The sequence below is a fragment of the Pseudomonas sp. H2_A10 genome, from assembly GCF_054680085.1.
Map to the genome: position 1 here is coordinate 4,271,351 of NZ_CP162821.1, position 19,486 is coordinate 4,290,836.

A 19,486-nucleotide genomic window follows, 5' to 3' on the forward strand; every position below is an offset into this window, starting at 1 on the left:
GGCTGAAGCACCGCCATCGGGAGCAAGCCCCCTCCCACACTGGCCGCGTTACCGATCTAATTTACCGAGGCGTTTTCGCCCTGGCTGGTACGCCGCTTGGCCGCCGGTTCGAGCGCTTGTTTGCGTTGCTGCAAGGCTTCCAGCAACCCGAAGTCCTGCGCAAAGTCGTCCACCTGGATCGCGTGGTCGGCGTATTCCACGTAGCGCGCCAGTAACGCTTCCTCGTCATCGCTGATCAGGTCCAGCGCCCGCGCCTTGACGCGCCAGGCGGTAAACGCCGTGGTGGAGATCGGCAACGGTTCGATCAGGCCCTGCTTGATGGCGGGCTTGAGCCGGGCGTCGATCAGCTCGACTTGCGGCAACAAACGCAAGCCCAGCTCGCCGTAAGCCAATTTGTCGATTTCCGGGCGTGGGATGTAGGAATCGGCCAGCAACCGGTCGCGGGTTTCGCCCGGTGTCTGCACCACATCGGCCACCTGCGCCAGCAACCGATCCGAGGGTTTGCGCAACGGGATGCCGAACGGGAATGTCAGGCCGCGCACCACGCCGGCGGCAATGTTGGAGGGGTAGTTCTCGAGCACTTCGGCGAGGGCTTCGTGGGCGCGCAGCAAGGCATCCTGCGCCGACCAATGCACCAGCGGCAGGTCGGCCTGGGGTCGGCCATCATCCTCAAAGCGCTTGAGCACGCAGGACAGGATGTACAGCTGCGACAGCATGTCGCCCAGGCGCCCGGTGATACTTTCCTTGCGCTTGAGCGCACCGCCCAGCACGCCCATGGAAATATCCGAGATCAACGCCAGCACCACCGACAGCCGATTGGCCTGGCGGTAGTAGGACGCCAGCGCCGGGTCGGTCTTGGCCGGGGCGGAAATCAGCCGCCCGCCGGTCAGCGCATGTACCGCCGCGCGCACGGTGTTGGCCAGTACGAAGCTCACATGGCCGAACATCGCGCTGTCGAAATCCTCCAGCGCCTTGCGCCGGTCGAGGTTGCGCGCCGCTTCCATCTCGCGGAACACATACGGATGGCAGCGAATCAGGCCCTGGCCAAAGATGATCAGGCAGCGCGTCATGATATTCGCGCCTTCCACCGTGATAGCGATGGGGCTTTGCTGGTAGGCCCGGGCCAGGAAGTTGTTGGGCCCCATGCAGATGCCTTTGCCGGCCACGATGTCCATGCCGTCATTGACGATGATCCGCGCGCGCTCGGTGACGTGGTACTTGGCGATGGCCGAAATCACCGACGGTTTTTCACCGGCATCCAGGGATGCCACCGAGACCTTGCGCACCGCATCGCAGGCATACAGATGCCCGGCCATGCGCGCCAGTGGCGCTTGTACGCCTTCGAACTTGCCGATGGGCAGGCCGAACTGTTTACGCATCGCCGCATAGGCCGTGGTACCGCGCACGGCGACCTTGCCCAGGCCGACGTTGGCCGACGGCAAGGAAATCGCGCGACCGGCGGCCAGGCACTCCATCAGCATGCGCCAGCCATTGCCGACCTGTTCGCGGCCGCCGATCACCCATTCCAGCGGGATAAACACGTCCTTGCCGGTGGTCGGGCCGTTCTGGAACACCGCGTTGAGTGGCCAGTGGCGACGGCCGCTGTTCACGCCGGGGTGGGAGGTCGGGATCAGGGCGCAGGTAATACCGAGGGAGCCCGGCGCGCCGAGCAAACCGTCCGGGTCTTCGGCGCGAAATGCCGAGGCCAAGCACGGTAGCAATGGGGCCGAGGGTGATGTAGCGCTTGTCCCAGGTCACACGGAAACCCAGTACTTGCTCACCCTCGTGGGTGCCTTTACACACGATGCCCAAATCGGGAATCGCCCCGGCGTCCGAACCGGCATATGGGCTGGTCAGGGCAAAGCAGGGGATGTCTTCGCCACGGGCCAGGCGCGGCAGGTAGTAATTGCGCTGGGCGTCGGTGCCGTAGTGCAACAGCAGCTCGGCCGGGCCCAGGGAGTTGGGGACCATCACCGAAATCGCCGCCGCCGAGCAGCGGGTCGACAGCTTCATCACCACCTGCGAGTGCGCATAGTGAGAGAAGCCTTTGCCCCCGTATTGCTTGGGAATGATCATGCCCAGGAAGCCCGCGTCCTTGGTGTACTGCCAGCACTCAGGAGACATGTCCTGCCAAATCTGCGTGGTTTCCCAATCGTTGGCGATGTCGCACAGGGTTTCTACTTCGTTGTCGAGGAAGGCTTGCTCCTCGGCGCTGAGCTTAGCCGGCGCGGCGTGCAGCAAGCGCTGCCAGTCGGGTTTGCCGCTGAATAACTCGGCGTCCCACCACACGGTGCCGGACTCGATAGCCGCACGCTCAGTGTCGGACATTGCCGGCATGATCGTACGAAACAGGCCCAGGGCCTTGCTGGTTAACAAGGCGCGGCGCAGGGGTTTGATTGTCATCAGCAACGCGGGCGCGATCACCAGCAATGCCGCGACGCCAGCACCAACACCTGCCACCACGTTAAACACGTAACCCAGCGCCAGCCAGATTACGCCAGCGCCCAACCACAAGGTCGCGGCAGCTTGTCGATACGCCAGGGCAATCGCAGCCGCGAAACCCACCAATAACCAGATAACCATGGGGATACCTCTACTTGATTCAGGGTATGGCTTAAGTGCGGCAGGTCGGATGAGCTGCGGCGTAAAACCACACTACAAACTTGAGAAAGCAAATTCAAATTTTGTTTTGAAATTTTTATTTAATACGTGGGCGAAAAAACAGCGGCTGATCGGGTCAGCTCAATAGGTTGATTGAACAAGAAAATCGAAACGGGTCGCGTGGGCAACCCGTCGATGCTTCACCCAGATGCACGCCAACAGCGAGATGCGCTAACTGTTGGCGTCTCACGGATGTCGCCGGATCAAAACTCGTAAGTGGCCGATACGCTAACCACATCACCACGCGCCTCTGACTTGCCGTCCAGGCTGGCGCCACCAAGGCGATCGACGTTTTTGGTCCTCAACTTGACGGTCTCCACAAACTGGTGGGAATAAGCGCCGTCGACACTCAAGCCTGGAATTGCGCTGACTTTGTAACCAAAGCCAAGGGACACGAAGGTGCGGTCGCCATCAGGAATACGCGGATCACGGGTGGAGTCCGGCGTAGGCGTCTGGTCGAAAGAAACACCGCCACGCACTGTGAAGTCATCGGTCAGTTTGTAGTCAGTACCGTACGAGAACTGCCAGGCATCTTTGTAGCGATAAGGTATCGACACAATGGTGCTTCCCTCGGATTTAAGGGTCAGCGCCTTGAACGTTGACCAGTCTGTCCAGGTGGCACTAAAGCCGATACCCCAGCGATCATTGATTTGGTGCACCCAATCGAACGATGCGTTGGCCGGAATATCCAGTTGCGTGGAAGCATTCGCGCCATCGGGGTAAAGATGAAGGCCCGGGTAAGCCATCTCTACGAGGGTTTTTCCGTCGACCACAGGCGTGGTCATCAGTAACCGAGATTGTTCGTCGGCGTAGATGTTGTATTTACCCTCTAACTTGTTCTTTATTTTCGCGTGGTAGTTCAGGCCCAGGGTGTCTTGAGCCGTCGGCTTCCAGGCAATCCCGGCGAACCAGCCCAAGGATGTATTGTCGACTTTGACACGCATCAACGAGAAGCCTTGACCCGCTGCGAAGGGGGTAAAACCGAAGTCTGCGGATTGTGCCGCTGCGGCAAACAAATCGACGTTCTGGCTTACAAAGCCGGACGTATGCTGAAGAATTGCACCGCCCCCAATGGAAAATTCGTCTGTCACTTTAAACGACAGCGAACCGGTCACTCCGACCGTTTCGATCTTGGTATCGACCGCGAAGTCCCTGCCTTTCCAGTCACTGTCATAGCTTGTCCTCGCCCCCATCGGCACCACTTGGCTGAGGCCGAAGGCCAAGCGATCGTTAATAGGCATGACCATGAAGCCGGTAGGCACCCATGCCTCAAAACCCGCCTGTCCGCCGTCTCCCGTGCGTGTGTTATAGATCGCGTTAAAGTCAGGATCCAAGACCGTGGACGAAGTGGGTCGCCCCGAATAGTCGTACGCGCTGCCCTTGTACTTGATGTCGATATTTGCGTAGTTGAGCGTGAACTGAGAGATGTTCTTGTCGATAAATGCCATTGCTGCCGGATTGTTATAGGCCGCTGACGGGTCGTTTTTAAACAACGACCCCCCGCCAAAGGCACGGCCCCAACCGGCGGCGTTGGTAGTAGGCGTCATGTATGCCCCCGCCTGGGCAGAGCCGGCAGCAACCATCAACCCACCGAGCAATGCCAGCCCCAGGAAGGTTTGCGCCTGTGGTTTTTTATTATTCATGCTCCACTCCTTTGTTGTTTTTATGCAGCACCAACAGGTCGACCCCGATGGTTTGTCTCAACAGGTGCCTCTTGCGAGACACCTGTCTTTACATGGGTGATCAGCCCAACGAGCGCGGTAGAACGCTTAAGGAACGATCTGCAGCAGCGGCGTGGTGGTCACAGTGACACTCAGACTTTGCAGAGTGCAGGACGAACCCAGCGGCTGACTGGTCGGGCTGCTGGTCAGCGCGCCAGTGCTATTGTTGTAGGCCACCGTGACGGTCGATGGACCGCAGTTAGAAGCGGGGTACAACACAGAGGCCGGAATGGTGTAGCCAACGTTGGTCACATTCCCGGCGCCCGCAGTACCACTCAGGCTGGTGGCAGTCAGTGTCCACGGCACACCGGTGATCTTAGGCAGTTTGCACAAGCTGTTAGAGCCGGAGACGGTGACATTGGTGATACTCGCAACCCCCACCGTATTCACAGAACCATCAAACTTCACGTCACACGTGATGGGCAGTTGAAAAGAGGATGGCGACTTCACCGTTAGCGATCCGGAGGCGGAGAAATTACTGCTGACGGGAGCGATACTGACGGCGTTCGCCATGGAAGCCGCACCCATGCAAACAGTCAAAGCAGTCAACGACACGAGAGTTTTCAAACTTTTCATTGTTGTTCCTCACATGTAATGGCGAGTCATTCGCCAGGGGGTAATGGCCATGAACGAGAGGTCACGTTGAAACTGCAGAACTTCCCTTTCCAGCCAAATTTCAATTCAATTAGCGCTGTACACCTGAAGCGCGTTATTCAACAACTTTGAAGTTCGGTGGCATCTTGATCGACACCGTCTTGATCTTGCAGTCTTCGCCGATCGGGACATTGCTGGCTTCCAACTTGCCGGTGGCGTTATCCCACGTACCCTCGGCGGTCGAAGGACCGCATTTGCCCCCCAGGCCGAAGGCGTGCACATCCACGCTGATCTTCGACATCGAGCCGCTTTTTGTGTCTTTGGCAACCAGTACCCACGGTAAGTTGATGGCCTCGACCCGGCTGCACTTGAGGCCGCCGTCGAACTCGACTTTGTCGACATTGACCGAGGAGCCATCAGCCGCAACGTTGCCGGCCACCTTGATGGTGCAATCGGCGCTGATCAGCTTGCCCTTTGAAAAACTGATGGGGCCCTGGGCCGTGAAGGCGCTGCCGGCCGGTTCGATGCGTGCGGCCTGGGCCTGGTGATAGGCAATAAGGCCCAGTGCGGCCAACAGCACATGGGCGGTGAACTTGGCAGGTGCTTGCATGGTGTACGTCCTTCCCTTTAATTATTGTTGTTCGGGTCAAACCACTTTCTCGGGGCGATAACTACCCGCGCGGCGATTAAGCCCCGAGTACACATATAACGTGCAACGTGTTTAGAACGGCTTGGCGTTGCCGCTGTATTTTTCCAGATACTTCAAACGCTGGGACGGCTGAAGATTGGTCAACCTGATATCCCCGGCGTAATGATTAAGCACCCGATGGTCCATGCGCCTGCGCCACAAGTACGGCACATAAGCCCAGACAATCATGCTCGCGTAACCGTACGGAAGTTGCGGCGATTCATCGAAGTGGCGCAACGACTGGTAACTACGGGTCGGGTTGGCATGGTGGTCGGAGTGCCGTTGCAATTGGAACAGAAAGATATTGGTGACAATCCGGTTACTGTTCCAGGAATGCCGAGGCGAACAACGCTCGTAACGACCATTGGGCAACTTCTGGCGTTTAAGGCCGTAGTGTTCGACGTAGTTCACCACTTCCAGCAGCGAGAACCCGTAGATGCCCTGGATAAGCAAAAACGGAATCACCGCCGCCCCCAGCCAGGCAATCATCGCGCCCCACAGCACTACGCTGTACATCCAGGCACTGAGCACACCGTTCTTCCAGTGCCAGGCCGGCAGGCCGAGTTTGCGCAGGCGTTCGCGCTCCAGGTTCCACGCCGAGTGGGCGCTGAACCACACCGAACGCGGCAGGAATGCCCAGAAACTTTCGCCAAGGCGCGAGCTGGCAGGGTCTTCCGGGGTGGCGACACGCACGTGATGACCGCGGTTATGTTCGGTGTAGAAGTGCCCATAGAACGTCGGCGCCAGCGTGACCTTGGCCAGGAACACTTCCAGTGCGTTGGGCTTGTGCCCCAGCTCATGGGCGGTGTTGATGGCAATACCGGTGGCCGCACCGGTCGACATGGCCATGCCCAGGTAGGTAAACCCACTGGGCGTGCCATGTAGCTGGGTGCGGGCGGTGATGTAGCTCGCCACGTGGGAGAGCCAACTGGACGGGTCGAGGCTGGCGGTGGCCTGCACCAGGCCACCCTGCATGATCCACTCTATGCCGCCGGCGGCCAGCCAACCGGTGATGACCACCGAGCTGATCACCAACAGCACGCCGGTGTAGACGATCCAGCGGTAGTAACGTTGGGATTCAAGGTGGCTGACGGCGGATTCGGGCGGGTTGCTCACGTCTTCACCGAGCAGGCCGTCGATCAGCGGGATGAGGCCGAAGATCACCAATACGCCGACCCACCACAGCTGCTGGATACCGGTGGAGATGGCCAGGGCCCCCGAGAGTAATGGCGTGGCCAGAGGCATGATGCCCAGCCACCACAGATGGCGCTTGCCATCGGCCCATACGCTTGGCGCTGCCAGAGTCTGGTTCATGGCAGCCTCCGCACGCTGGCAACAGGCAGGAAAAACAGGTTCAGGGAGTACTGGGTACTCCGGGAAATCAACCATGCGATAAAAGACGTTTTTTTCATTTTTATTCGCTCTTAGGCACTGCAAAAATCATTTCAAAATAAATATTGAAATATTTTTTTAAATAAATAACGCGGAATCGTTAGGTCGTCAACTACTTTTTCAAGGCCTTTTTACGGTGACCGACCAGTCTCTTTTTCAGCGCTTTGGTCAGGTCTCTAGGGCAAGCATTTCGGACCGTACAACCCACCATGAAGGCCGAGATTATTTGTTCACCAACGCAAAAGGCGCGTGCAGCAGCTTGGCGTTTTGCGGCGGCTTCGCGCGTTTGGCCACCTGCAGCACCGTCTCGACCACACGCGCCGTGGCGGTGATCGGCAACATATGGCCGCGCCCTTCCACCAGCTGCAGCTTGAGGCCCGGCACCTTATCGGCGAGCGCCTGCCCGTGCTTGCGAAAGTCCAATACCTTGTCGCGTGCGCCATAGATCAGGCCGATGGGCAAGCTCAGTTGCGCATAGCGCTTGACCATGTCCGGCAGGTGATCGTTGACCAGGGCGATTTCGCTGGAGGCTGCGTAAAAGTTGCCTGGGCGCATGCCCAGCAGCCCGCCGCCGCGAGTGGCGAAATCAGCAGGGGCCGGGTCGGGCGCGAATACGCCCTTGACCACCGCGCCTCGGGTCAACAGCCCGATGGGCACCGTGAGGGTGTGGGCCACCCAGCGCCGCAGCCAGGCCGGGCGCACCGCCAGCGACCAGAACACCGGTGGCAAGGTCGGTTGGGGATGGGTCAGCGGCGCCACCAGCACCAGGCCCGACACCGACTCGCGATGGTCAAGGGCCAGCGCCAGGGAAATCGCGCCACCGAGTGAATGCCCTAGCACCAGCGGTTTATCCAGGCCCAACCTGTCGATAAACGCCGCCACCTGCCGTGCCTGGGCCGGCAGGTCTGCCGCCGTGCCTTTATGGCGAGTTGAATAACCCGAGCCCGGACGGTCGAGAGTGATCACCCGAAAATGCTCACGCAACTGGCCGGACAAGGCATAGGTCAGGTTGCGACTGCTGCCCATCAACCCATGGATCATCACCAGCGGCGGGCCCTTGCCCTCTTCAACATAATGAAAGCGCTCGCCATCGACCTCCACGTAGCGCCCGTCGCTTGGAACGGCCGCTTCAATGCGCCGTGTCATCCAGGCACTCAACGCCCACAACACCGCACTTGCACCCGCCGCAGCGGCAACCCACTCCACAGCCATAGCTCGGTCCTCTGCATCCCTGCCGCTGGCGACCTGACCGGAATTGATCGAGACCGCAGCCACCGCGCGCGCCCTGGATTCGGATCTCGTTCCAGCTGAGCGCGTCCGTCGGACAAGTCGCACATTCGAAACAAGAACCTGGCGCAGGCGGTATTTTCAGGTAGATTATTTAAAATCTTTTTTAAAATAATTAATTCAATTTTCCTTTGCAATGGTGTTCTATCTAAAAGACACAACAAAAACAGGAGCACATCCGATGCCCACCAAGGACCGCCTATGAATGCCCACAGTGATTCAATCGACGTTGCCATCATCGGCTCGGGCTTTGCCGGCCTGTGCATGGCGATCCGGTTAAAAGAAGCCGGCTTCAACGATTTTTTTATCGCCGAGCAGGCCGACACCCTCGGCGGCACCTGGCGGGACAACCACTACCCCGGTTGCGCCTGCGATGTGCAGTCCCATGTGTATTCGTTTTCGTTTGCGCCCAACCCTGACTGGACGCGGCAGTTCGCGCCTCAGGCCGAAATCCGCGCCTACCTTGAGCAGTGCGCCAAGCGCTTCGAACTGGCGCCCTACCTGCGGTTTGGCATGGCCCTGCAACGGGCGGTGTTCGATGAGCAGCAGCAACGCTGGCAATTGAGCTTCAGCGATGGCCGCCAGGTGAGTGCGCGGGTGCTGGTGTCGGGGATGGGCGGCTTGTCGCGCCCGGCGTTGCCGGATATTCCGGGGCTCGACAGCTTCAAGGGTAAACGCTTCCACTCGCAGCAGTGGGACCACGACTACTCCTTGAAAGGCAAGCGCGTGGCGGTGATCGGCACCGGCGCCAGCGCCATTCAATTCGTGCCGCAGATTGCGCCGCAGGTGGCCCACCTCGATCTGTTCCAGCGCACCCCGCCGTGGATCATGCCCAAGCCCGACCGCGCCATTGCCCCGCTCGAACGTTGGTTGTTCAAGCACTTGCCCTTCACGCAACGCCTGGTACGCGGGGCTTTTTACTGGGCTCTGGAAGGTCGCGTGGTGGGCTTTGCCTTGCACCCGCGGCTGATGAAAATGGTGCAGAAGATCGCCCTGCGCCACCTGTACAAGCAAGTGGCACGCCCTTCCCTGCGCAAAACCCTGACGCCGGACTACACCATCGGCTGCAAACGCGTACTGATCTCCAATGACTACTACCCGGCGTTGTCGCGCAGCAACGTCGAGGTGATCACCGACCACGTATTACGCATCGAAGCCGATGGCGTGATCACCGCCGACGGCATCAAGCACCCGGCCGACTGCCTGATCTTCGGCACCGGTTTCCAGGCCAGCAACCCGCTGCCCCGCGATTGCATCATCGGGCGTGACGGCGTGGACCTGATGGACACCTGGCGCGAGGGTGCCCATGCCTATAAAGGCACCACGGTGCCGGGTTATCCCAATTTGTTCCTGATTATCGGGCCCAACACCGGCCTGGGGCATAACTCGATGATCCTGATGATCGAGGCTCAGGTGACCTACATCCTTGACGCGCTCAAACACATGCAGCGTCAGCGCATCGCCACGGTGGACGTCAAACCTGCCGTGGAACAGGCCTACAACCGCCAACTGCAAGACAAACTCAAGCGCACCATCTGGAACACCGGCGGCTGCCAGAGTTGGTACCTCGACCCTCGCACCGGCAAGAACACCACCCTGTGGCCCGGCTCGACATGGCGCTTCAAGCAGGTCACCCGCCAGTTTGCGCTCAAGGACTATGTGACCGAGCAGTTGCCGGTCAGCCCACCCGCGCGCCCTGCCACGGCGCCCTATCCCAGCGCAGAAGGCAGGTTGTCATGAAAACATTCAACGGTCGCGTGGCGGCCATCACCGGCGCGGCATCCGGCATGGGGCGCGCCTTGGCACTGGCATTGGCGCGGGAAGGTTGCCACCTGGCGCTGGCGGACAAAAACGCTCAGGGGCTGGAACAAACCCTGGCCCTGATCAAGTCCTCGACCCTGGCGCCAGTCATCATCACCCTCCAAGTGCTGGATGTGTCCGATCGCCAGGCCATGGAGGACTGGGCCGCGCGCTGCGTGGCAGAGCACGGCCAGGTCAACCTGGTGTTCAACAATGCCGGGGTGGCGCTGTCCAGTACCGTGGAAGGCGTGGATTATGCCGACCTGGAATGGATTATCGGCATCAACTTCTGGGGCGTGGTCCATGGCACCAAGGCCTTCCTGCCTTACTTGAAGGCCAGCGGCGACGGCCATGTGATCAACACCTCCAGCGTGTTCGGCCTGTTTGCCCAACCCGGCATGAGCGGTTACAACGCCAGCAAGTTCGCCGTGCGCGGGTTTACCGAAGCCTTGCGCCAGGAACTGGACCTGCAACGCTGCGGCGTATCGGCCACCTGCGTACACCCCGGCGGCATCCGTACCGATATCTGCCGCAGCAGCCGCATCGACGCGAACATGACCGGTTTCCTGATCCACAGCGAACAACAGGCCCGCGCCGACTTCGAAAAACTCTTCATCACCGACGCCGATCAGGCCGCCAGGGTCATCCTGCACGGCGTGCGTAAGAACAAACGCCGCGTACTGATCGGCCGCGATGCGTATTTCCTCGACCTGCTCGCCCGTTGCCTGCCGGCGACCTACCAAGCGCTGGTGGTGTTCGCCAGCAAGCGCATGGCACCCAAGCAACGCCGACCGGTGTTTGAAACCAACGACGAGACCCGTCTCTGAACAGGAGCACGCACTATGCTGCCCATCCGCCGCGACCTCCGTTTTGCCCTGCCTGCCGAGCGCATCAAGGACTGGCATGAACAAGGCCCGTTCATCACGCATTTCTTCAACGCGTTATCGCTGCTGTTTCCCCAAGGCGAACTGTTTTTCATGGACAGCGTGCGCCACTACCGCCAGCGCATCGATGATCCTGAATTGAAACAGCAGATCCAGGGTTTCATCGGCCAAGAGGCCATGCACAGCCGCGAACATGTGGCCTACAACGACCTGATGCAGGCCGCCGGCCTGCCGGCACACACCCTCGACCGGCGCCTGAAATTTATCCTCGACCTGCAAAAAAAACACTGCCCGCCGGCCTTCAACCTGGCCATCACCATCGCCCTTGAGCATTACACCGCGATGCTTGCCGAGATCCTGCTCAGCGACCCGACGCGCTTCGGCGATTCGCTCAAGGGCTACCAACAGATGTGGTACTGGCACGCGCTCGAAGAAACCGAGCACAAGGCCGTAGCGTTTGATGTGTGGAACACGGTGATCAAGCCCGGCCCCAAGCGCTACCTGCTGCGCACCGGCACAATGCTGACCACCACGGTGTTCTTCTGGCTGGTGGTGCTGGACTTCCACCTGCGCCTGTTGATCGCCGACCGCAAGGCGGGTGGGCTGCTCAAGGGCTTCTGGCGCATGCTGAAGTTTCTGTATGGCCCCAAGGGGGTTTTCCCACGGATGCTGCGGCCGTGGCTGCACTACTTCAAACCGGGTTTCCACCCTTGGGATCACGACAACCGAGCGCGCCTCACGGGCATCGAGGGCTTGATCGAGGAAATCGAACAGACGCGACGCGGCTACGAATCAGCCTAGGTGTCGGCCAGGGCCACGCGCTCGCGCACAAAACCCTCCACCTGATCGCCCGGCAGTGCCTTACTGAAATACCAGCCCTGGATAAACAACTCGGTGCCGGTATTCAAGAAGGCCAGCTGCTCGGCGGTCTCGACCCCTTCGACCACCACCCCCAGGTTCAGCGCCTCGCAAAAACGCAGCATGCCGGTCAGCACCTGGGCGCCCTTGGGGTCGTGCTGGGCCACCACGAAACTGCGATCGATTTTGATGAAATCCACGGGAAACTGGTGCAGGTAACTCAAAGCCGAAAAACCGGTGCCGAAATCGTCGATATAGACCTTGGCGCCGATGGCCTGCAACTTCTGGATGGTGTGGCGCGTGGCCTGGATATCACTGACCAGCGCGTCTTCGGTAATTTCCACCGACACCTGCCCGTGGGCCTGGGCCAGGATCTCCACCAGGCGTTCGCCGTAGCCAGCGTCGGTCAGGGTGGCGCTGGAAATATTGATGGTCATCGGCAAGGCAAAGCCCAGCTTTTGCCATTTCTGGTACTGGCGAACCGCCTGGGACGCCACCCACACATCCACATCCGGCATCAACCGCGCCTGCGCCAGCCACTGCAGGAACTCCCACGGCGAATGCACGGTGCCCTGGGCGTCCCGCGCACGCATCAACGCTTCGCAACCGGTGCACAGGCCGGTGCGGGTCGAGACTTGCGGCTGGAATTCGAGATAGAACTCATAGTCGCTGATCTGTTGGATACGGCTCAGCTCGTTGGCTTGGCGCGCCAGGACTTTGTGGGATGCCAGCACCGGGTCCAGCTCGCGCAAGCGGCCTTTTTCTTCCAGGCCACGAAAGGTCATGTCCAGCGACTTGAGATACACCGTGCCACCCTCGGCGGGCTGGCGATGAATCGCCCGCACGTAGGGCGCATATACCAGGGTTCCCAGCCCCAGGAGCGTCACTTGCAACGCCACCGCCGCCAGGTCGCCATGAGTGCTGAGGTAGGCATTGAGCAGCACCGGTGCGGTGAACGGCACACTGGCCACCGCCGGGGACACCCACCCCAGTTGCACCACGCTCAGCGCCACCATGGCGTTCAAGGCGGGCACCACCAGAAAAGGGATGAACAAGCGTGGGTTGAGGATGATTGGCAAGCCGAACAGCAACACTTCACTGACGTTGAACAACGACAGCGGCAAGCTCGCTATCGCCACCAGGCGCATCGACTGGCTTTTGGAAAACAGCAGGATCGCCAGCAACAGGCACAACGCGCCGCCCGAGCCGCCGATAAAGGCAAAACTGCCGAGCAGGCCGCTGTTGAGCACATACTTGATCGGCTCGCCCGCCGCCAATGCGGCACCGTTGAGCACCACTGCCTGGTCCAGCACATCGAACAACGGCTGCAGGGCGTACACGCCGTGAATGCCAAAAAACCACAACAGCGAGTTCATCAGGGTGGTAAACAAACCACTGCCGTAAGGCGACTCCAGGGCATCCAGCACCTGCGGCCCCTGCAACTGCGCCACATAGGGCACCTGCAGGAGCAAGGACAGCACCACCACCAGCGCCAGCGCGGTGATGGCGCCAGGCACCACCATATTGATCGTACCTCTAAGGTTGTGCCCCACCAGGTCCTCATTGACCAGGCGCGTCCAGCGGTAGCGGTGCAGCCAGGCAATGGCCGGCACATTCAACAGCGGCGAAGCGATGGCGATAAACAGCACGAAGGTCGCCGAAGCACGCGGGTATTCGCGCAGGATATACGTGGCCACCACGACATGGGCCAGGCACAGGAACGCCACCGGCAACTGCGGCAGGCGATACTGGATCGCCAGCATATAACCAATGGACGCGGCCACCAGCAGCGGGATCACCGAGCTGATCTGGTTGTGCAGCCCCGCAAGAAAAGCCACGACCTGTCGATCAACACCCAACACCCGCGCACATTCGGACAGGATCAGAAAAAACGCCGAGACCAACAGGCACGGCAGGATCCACAACAGCCCTTCGCGGATCGCGCGTAACGACTCGGTACCGGCCAAAGCAGCCAGACGCTGGGTAAAGAAAAGTTTGAATAGCGTTTGCGCCATGACACATCCCTCTGCCCATCGCCCACTGCCCTTGCAAGGCAGGGCCGGAAACTCCGGGGCTAACGCTACACGTCATGGCACTGGAAGCGAAAGCCTTTTGCCCGGTATACGGGTGATTTTTGCGCAATGAGTGACCGCCTCGACGGGCAGCGCCTCGCGGGCCCCGCTCGGGTACTGAGCGCCTATCTGGTATTGTTCGCGCACCGCCCGATACATGCCTGGGTAAATCCACCCTTACGCAGCCGCGTCCGCTGTCATGCGGCCCGGCACGCGGGCCTTGTTCCACCTGATTTGGAGCACACGCTTGTCACCACCTGGCGATAACCACCAGCGCGCGCTGGACCGATTCCTCAACGAGCACCCCGACGTCGCAGCGGAGCTGGACACCCTGAACCCGCTCGCCGCCCAGGCCAAGGGTGAAACCCAGGCGCAGTATCGCGCCGAACGGCTGCATGAAGCCTTCGAAGCCGAGGCGGAACGCCAAGGGCTATTTGCCTGGGAATTAACCCTCAAGCTCACGGCGGACTCCCCCGAAGCCTTCGAGACCCAGCGCCTGGAAGTGCACAAGGAAGTGGCCCAGATGGCCGACCTGGGATGGGACGAATACTGCAAGTTGCATGACTTGGCCGGTTAACGCTCAAACCACAGCCACCCGCGGTGCCGCTGCCCGCCCAGCGCTTCGCGTAATTCGGCGGCGCTCAGGGTTCGATACGCCGGGTCCGTGGCCAACGCCGAACGCAGTGCCGGCCAGCAGTGTCTTGGCAATTGACGAGGCCGGTGCAGGGGTTCATTGAGCTGCCGCACACGCCCACGGGCCAACGCAAAGAGTACGCAGGCCGCGCCATACAGGTCGGTACTCGCGCACGGGTACGCGCCGGCTATCAGTTCCGGTGCCGCATAGGCAGGGGTCCAGGCGTTCAAACGGCTGCGGTTCAAACCGGGCAGCCCGGCGGCCTGCTGCGCCTGGGCATGGCCCAGGCCAAAATCGAACAAACGCACGCCCTGCTCGCCCACCATAATGTTGGTCGGCTTTACGTCCCCGTGCACAACGCCTTGCTGGTGGACGGACGCCAGCGCATCCAGCAGCTGCAAGGCCAAGGGTTGCAGCTCGTGCCAGGGCACCCCATCCGGGCATTCCAGCAGCAAGCGGTCCAGGGTCAGGCCTTGCAGTAACTCCATGGTGAAAAACGCCGCCTGGCAAGCGGTGTCGACCTCGAAGGTAAACAGGCGCACCACGTGCTCATGTCGCAGGCTTCGGGTCAGTGCGAACTCGCTGTACAGCAACACATGGCCATCGCACGACTCAGTCAGCGTTTCGCCCAACAGTTTCAGCGCCACCCGCGCATCGGGCTCGCCGAACGCCTCGTGCAGCAGGTCACGGGCACGATAGACCACCCCCATACCGCCAGAACCCAATACCCGCTCGAGCTGGTAACGGCCCGCAAGCAGGGTCGACGGGCCGATGCGCGCGCTCATGGTTGAACCACCACGGCCGTCAGGTCGTCGCGGGCCGGCCCACGCAACGCGTCGGCAAACAACCGGTCCACCACCTGCCGGGGAGTGCCCGCATTCAACGCACGGCCCAACTCGCCATGGCTGAGCCCCTGATACAACCCGTCGCTGCACAACAAAAATACATCCCCAGGATGCGTACTGAGCTCCAGTACCTCCAGGCTCAGAGGCTGTCGACCGCCGAGGGCACGGGTCAGCGCCCTGGCATCCGGATGGGCCCGAGCCTGTTCCGGGCTCAGTTGCTGGGTGTCCATCAGGTGTTGGCGCAGAGAATGATCCCGCGACAGCTGGTACAGGCGTCGCCCACGCCATAGGTAGCAGCGACTGTCCCCCGCCCAGACGCAGGCCGCGCGCTGACCGTCCAACAACAGCACGACCACCGTGCTGCCCATGATGCCCTCGCCGGCTTGCTGCGCCGGCTGCCCAAGCCGGCAGTCCAGCCATCGCAAGCATCGCCGCACCGCCTCGACCCGCTCATCGAGGCTGCCCTGGCCTGGCAACGCCGCCAGGCTGCTGATGACCCACTGACTGGCCACATCCCCGGCACGGTGGCCGCCCATGCCGTCGGCGACCGCCCAACAACCACGCTGTGGGCCGTCAAAGAACGCGTCCTCGTTGCGAGCACGCATCTTGCCGCGTGACGTACGCCCAATGCTGCGCCAGCGGGCAGGCATCTGGCTCACAGCTGCTCCGGCAGGCGAAAGGTGCGCCATGCGGCCATCTGAAACGGGCCGGGATTGCGCTGGCTGGTGAGCAGGAAGTTAGCGCGCAGCCCTCCGAGATCGGCCTTGAGCACTTGTGCATCGCGACCGCTGGCGGGCTCGCTGTGCATCAAGTCCAAAAACCGGAACAACGACCACGGCCCACTGTTCTTTTCGATCCCCAGCGGCCGCTCCATACCCCGCTCCAGCACCAGGCTGCTGCGGCCGTTGTCCGCGTCGCTTGGCCAATGGAATGCCATGGGCACGATCGGACCATGCCGGTACTCAAGCTGTTTATCGCCAATGCGCAGCACCGCACGGCTGACCGCCTGATCCAGGCTATAGGGTGCCAACGTGAATCGAACGGCCCACTCCCCCTGCTCTTCACTGAAAAAACCCTGGCGAATCATGTGTACTTTCACCAGTTGTTCCAACAACGAACGTGACACCGGCAGGCTGCGGCCATCCAGGCCGCGCAAGCGATAGCGGCCGCCCTCGGCACTTACGAAGGGCCGCAGGTAATGGTCATAAAAGCGTGCCATGCCTCCCCGAGGCTTGAAAAACTCCTGGAAGTCACCGAGGGCGACATCGCTGCCGGCATGGGCATTGAACGGGTAGCGGCGTTGAATCGCCTTAGCATAAAAACCATACACCTCACTTTGATAACGCTGATTCATAAACACATAGGCATCCTCCAGCAGCAACCGCCAACTGTCGTCGGCAATGCCTTCGAACCACCCCTTGAGCGGCGACGGCAGACGCACCGCGGTATCACGCACCTTGCCCAACAATGGCAACTGCCCCTCCATACGATGCTTGACCAGGTTGAATGCCGCCTGTTCGGGTGCGCCCTCGCGGTGAAGGGCCGCCAGTTGCTGCTGCCATTCATCGAGTAGCCGCAACGCCTGTGTCAGTTCGACGCCTGGGTTCTGCTCGGTGTCGAGCAAGCGGTGCAACGGTTCGAAGCGCCGTTGCAATGCGCGTCTCGCCGTATCAGGCGTCGCCTGCCCTGGCACGCGACCGGCCAGCACGCTGGCCCCCTCGAACGGAACCTGTGCGGCCAACTCGCCTACCTGCTGGCTGATGGCTTCAGCGCGATCACCCGGCAGCAATCGGGTGTTTTCCCTCACCCGTTGCAACAGTTGCACCAACGGCGACTGGGCTGACGCCAGGCTGGCCAGCTCATCGGCATGCTGCTTGAGGCCGTCGCTCGGCTGCAGGCGGACTTGGCTGATGGCCTGGCTCCAGGCGTCGGCGTACTCGCTGAAATAGCGCTGTTCCAGCACCAGCATCAATTGGCGCAGGTCCATGGCGCTGAGGTCGCCGTTTTCTCCCAGCAGCCAATTATCCTGGGCAATGGCATTGACCAGCCTGGGGCCCTGCTTTTCAAAATACTGCACATACCGTTTGGTGTAGAAACCGGGGATAGGTTGCTCCGCAGCGGCAAATCCGGGGCCTTCTACCAGACGATAAGGTTCCAGGTCGCGGGCTTGTTCGCGCAGCACCCGATAGACCCCTTGCGCCAATGACTCTCCACGCAGGTCCTGGCGAGCGTCTGCCACCAGCGCAGTGTTCAAGGACGCCACGAAGGGTTGCTCTAATAGCTGCGCGAGGTGTTCATTCAAGCGGTTCTGCGCCGAGGCATTCCCGGCATAACGCTGCGACCAATAACCGGCCATGCGCCGCGCCAGCCATGCGTTGTCGCGACGCTCGCGCAGGCTGAGCATCAGGTAGGCGCGCAAGCTGTCCGGCAGCGCCTCGCGATCCCCCAGGTCGGCGCGCACCTGTTCTTCGAGCAGCGCGGTCAGCAAGGGTAGCAACTGCTGATGCAGCGCCTCTGCATAGGCCCGGGTCAGCAGTGGGCGGCTTGGTTCACCTTGATACAAGCCGGCCCGCTCGTGCCACTGACTGTCCTGCGCCGCCGGGAACAACCGCATTGCAGCCAAACGACTGTCCAGCAACGGCAGCAACGCCAGGGTAGCGTCCAAACCGGCATCGGCGGGCGACAGTGGTTGAGTCAGTTCCGCCAACCGCATCAGGCGCTGGTGGTTGAGCCCGTAGCTGTGAGCCCATAGCCCGCCCGCCCCGGCGAGCACCAGGGACGCCGCCAGCGCCAACAGCCCCTGGTGTCGCCGGATGCGTTGGCGCTCCGACGCATGCAGCCCGGCAAGATCGGCCTCGGCAAAGATCACCCGGTTGAATAACCCCTGAATGAAGTAGGCACGTCGCTCACCCGCCTGCGCACAGGTCAGGTAAACGCCACGCAACCCATTGATGTGCTGGAAACGATGAGCGGAAAACGCAGACTCCACGAACTGGCACAGGCGTTCGCCGATTTGCGCAACGTGCCGAGGAAAATCAAGCATCTGGCCACGACGCTCAAGGTTACGCTCGTGCTGCAAGCGCGCAGTCAGCTCTGCCACAAGGCGTTGCAGCAACCCCTCGAACGCCTGGCGGACCTCGGCCATTGCGGTCCCCGTGTTGCCTGCGCCGACATACACGCCCAATACCGCATCTGCGCTGTCACCCTGGGGCGCGTCGAAGAACTCAGTGAAGCCGGGCAGTCGATCCGCCTGGGTCAGCACCAGATAGATCGGCACGTCCAGGTGCAATCTCTGTTGGATATCCTGTAAGCGGGTGCGCACGTGGCGTGCATGCAAATCCAGGTCATGCTCATTGCTGCCAAGCAGCGTCTCTACCGCCAACGTCACCACCACGCCATTGAGCGGGCGCGCCCGACGCCGCGACTTGAGCAACCCCAGAAACGTCGACCAGCCCGCGCCGTCCACCGCACCTTCAGGTTGATCCAGGTATCGCCCTGCGCTCTCGACCAGCACCGCTTCGTCGGCCAAGTACCAGTCAAAATACGCGGTTGTACCTGGGGGCACCGACTCGCCCCGATCCAATGGCAAGTGCAGCCCTCCGGCGGCCAGGACACCGGTCTTGCCACTGCCCTGCTGGCCAATCAATAGGTACCAGGGCAAGGCGTTACGCCAACGGTCGCTGCGCTGCGCATAGCGACGGGTAGTCTTCAGCGTGTGCAGGGCCTCCTTGAAACGCCCGCGCACCTGCCTTTGTTCGTCGTCGATCAGCCCCGTGCGTTGATACCGCTCCTGGTACTCAGGCTGCTTCAGTCGTGCAGTACGGCGCGCGCCCACCACGACCATCGCCAGCCCCCACAGCAGAAACAACCCACTGATGGTCACCAGGCGAGCCGTCGAGCCCTGCCAGAACCGGTGGTCAGCCACTGCCAGCAACGGCCCAAAAAACCACACCAGCAGTGCGCTGGACAGCACCAGCAACAGGCTCCAGACCCAACTTTTGCGCAGCACGGTGCCCGCGCCCTTGAAGAATGCGTTCATTCATTGCTCCC

The 19,486-nt window shown here is 61.2% G+C and carries 13 protein-coding genes and 1 pseudogene; 4 read left to right on the top strand and 10 right to left on the bottom strand.

Annotated features, from left to right (window positions below):
* Positions 1-56 precede the first annotated feature (56 nt).
* From AB4O23_RS20050 to AB4O23_RS20075, 6 genes and pseudogenes are all read right to left on the bottom strand, one after another.
* A pseudogene (locus AB4O23_RS20050) lies at positions 57-2,583 on the bottom strand (acyl-CoA dehydrogenase).
* 281 nt (positions 2,584-2,864) lie between these two features.
* A complete protein-coding gene (locus AB4O23_RS20055; RefSeq protein ID WP_017527951.1) occupies positions 2,865-4,304 on the bottom strand; it encodes an outer membrane protein transport protein in 1,440 nt (479 codons plus the stop codon).
* A gap of 126 nt (positions 4,305-4,430) precedes the next feature.
* Positions 4,431-4,958, bottom strand: coding sequence for an alkane oxidation protein activator PraB (gene praB, locus AB4O23_RS20060; RefSeq protein ID WP_017527952.1), 528 nt, complete (start codon positions 4,956-4,958; stop codon positions 4,431-4,433).
* A 133-nt stretch (positions 4,959-5,091) separates the two neighbouring features.
* Positions 5,092-5,586, bottom strand: a complete 495-nt coding sequence (praA, locus tag AB4O23_RS20065; RefSeq protein ID WP_017527953.1) for an alkane oxidation protein activator PraA — start codon at positions 5,584-5,586, stop codon at positions 5,092-5,094.
* Between the two features lie 111 nt (positions 5,587-5,697).
* On the bottom strand, positions 5,698-6,978 hold the full coding sequence (locus tag AB4O23_RS20070; RefSeq protein ID WP_068934793.1) for an alkane 1-monooxygenase: 1,281 nt from the start codon (positions 6,976-6,978) through the stop codon (positions 5,698-5,700).
* A 300-nt stretch (positions 6,979-7,278) separates the two neighbouring features.
* Positions 7,279-8,268 carry an alpha/beta fold hydrolase gene (locus AB4O23_RS20075; RefSeq protein WP_225913334.1) on the bottom strand — a complete coding sequence of 330 codons (990 nt, stop codon included), beginning with the start codon at positions 8,266-8,268 and terminating at the stop codon, positions 7,279-7,281.
* A gap of 276 nt (positions 8,269-8,544) precedes the next feature.
* On the opposite strand from AB4O23_RS20075, the gene AB4O23_RS20080 reads away from it, so the two are divergent.
* The 3 genes from AB4O23_RS20080 to AB4O23_RS20090 are packed head-to-tail and all read left to right on the top strand — an operon-like array spanning position 8,545 to position 11,828.
* On the top strand, positions 8,545-10,083 hold the full coding sequence (locus tag AB4O23_RS20080; protein WP_460060342.1) for a flavin-containing monooxygenase: 1,539 nt from the start codon (positions 8,545-8,547) through the stop codon (positions 10,081-10,083).
* Complete coding sequence (locus AB4O23_RS20085) at positions 10,080-10,970, top strand: SDR family NAD(P)-dependent oxidoreductase (RefSeq protein WP_460060343.1); 891 nt, start codon at positions 10,080-10,082, stop codon at positions 10,968-10,970. The genes AB4O23_RS20080 and AB4O23_RS20085 overlap by 4 nt, the downstream gene beginning before the upstream one ends.
* Before the next feature lie 15 nt (positions 10,971-10,985).
* Positions 10,986-11,828, top strand: coding sequence for a metal-dependent hydrolase (locus tag AB4O23_RS20090; RefSeq protein ID WP_017527958.1), 843 nt, complete (start codon positions 10,986-10,988; stop codon positions 11,826-11,828).
* On the opposite strand, the gene AB4O23_RS20095 is transcribed toward AB4O23_RS20090, so the two are convergent.
* Complete coding sequence (locus tag AB4O23_RS20095) at positions 11,825-13,900, bottom strand: PTS sugar transporter subunit IIC/EAL domain-containing protein (protein WP_017527959.1); 2,076 nt, start codon at positions 13,898-13,900, stop codon at positions 11,825-11,827. The two genes, AB4O23_RS20090 and AB4O23_RS20095, sit on opposite strands and share 4 nt — an antisense overlap.
* A 304-nt stretch (positions 13,901-14,204) precedes the next feature.
* On the opposite strand from AB4O23_RS20095, the gene AB4O23_RS20100 reads away from it, so the two are divergent.
* Complete coding sequence (locus tag AB4O23_RS20100; RefSeq protein WP_460138639.1) at positions 14,205-14,534, top strand: DUF6388 family protein; 330 nt, start codon at positions 14,205-14,207, stop codon at positions 14,532-14,534.
* Here AB4O23_RS20100 and AB4O23_RS20105 read toward each other — a convergent pair.
* The 3 genes from AB4O23_RS20105 to tssM are packed head-to-tail and all read right to left on the bottom strand — an operon-like array spanning position 14,531 to position 19,475.
* On the bottom strand, positions 14,531-15,376 hold the full coding sequence (locus AB4O23_RS20105) for a serine/threonine-protein kinase (RefSeq protein WP_267864460.1): 846 nt from the start codon (positions 15,374-15,376) through the stop codon (positions 14,531-14,533). The genes AB4O23_RS20100 and AB4O23_RS20105 overlap by 4 nt on opposite strands.
* Entirely contained in the window at positions 15,373-16,086 is a 714-nt protein-coding gene (locus tag AB4O23_RS20110; protein WP_065878511.1) for a PP2C family protein-serine/threonine phosphatase, read from the bottom strand. The genes AB4O23_RS20105 and AB4O23_RS20110 overlap by 4 nt, the downstream gene beginning before the upstream one ends.
* Positions 16,087-16,091: 5 nt before the next feature.
* Entirely contained in the window at positions 16,092-19,475 is a 3,384-nt protein-coding gene (gene tssM / locus AB4O23_RS20115) for a type VI secretion system membrane subunit TssM (RefSeq protein WP_137220266.1), read from the bottom strand.
* Between the last annotated feature and the right edge of the window lie 11 nt (positions 19,476-19,486).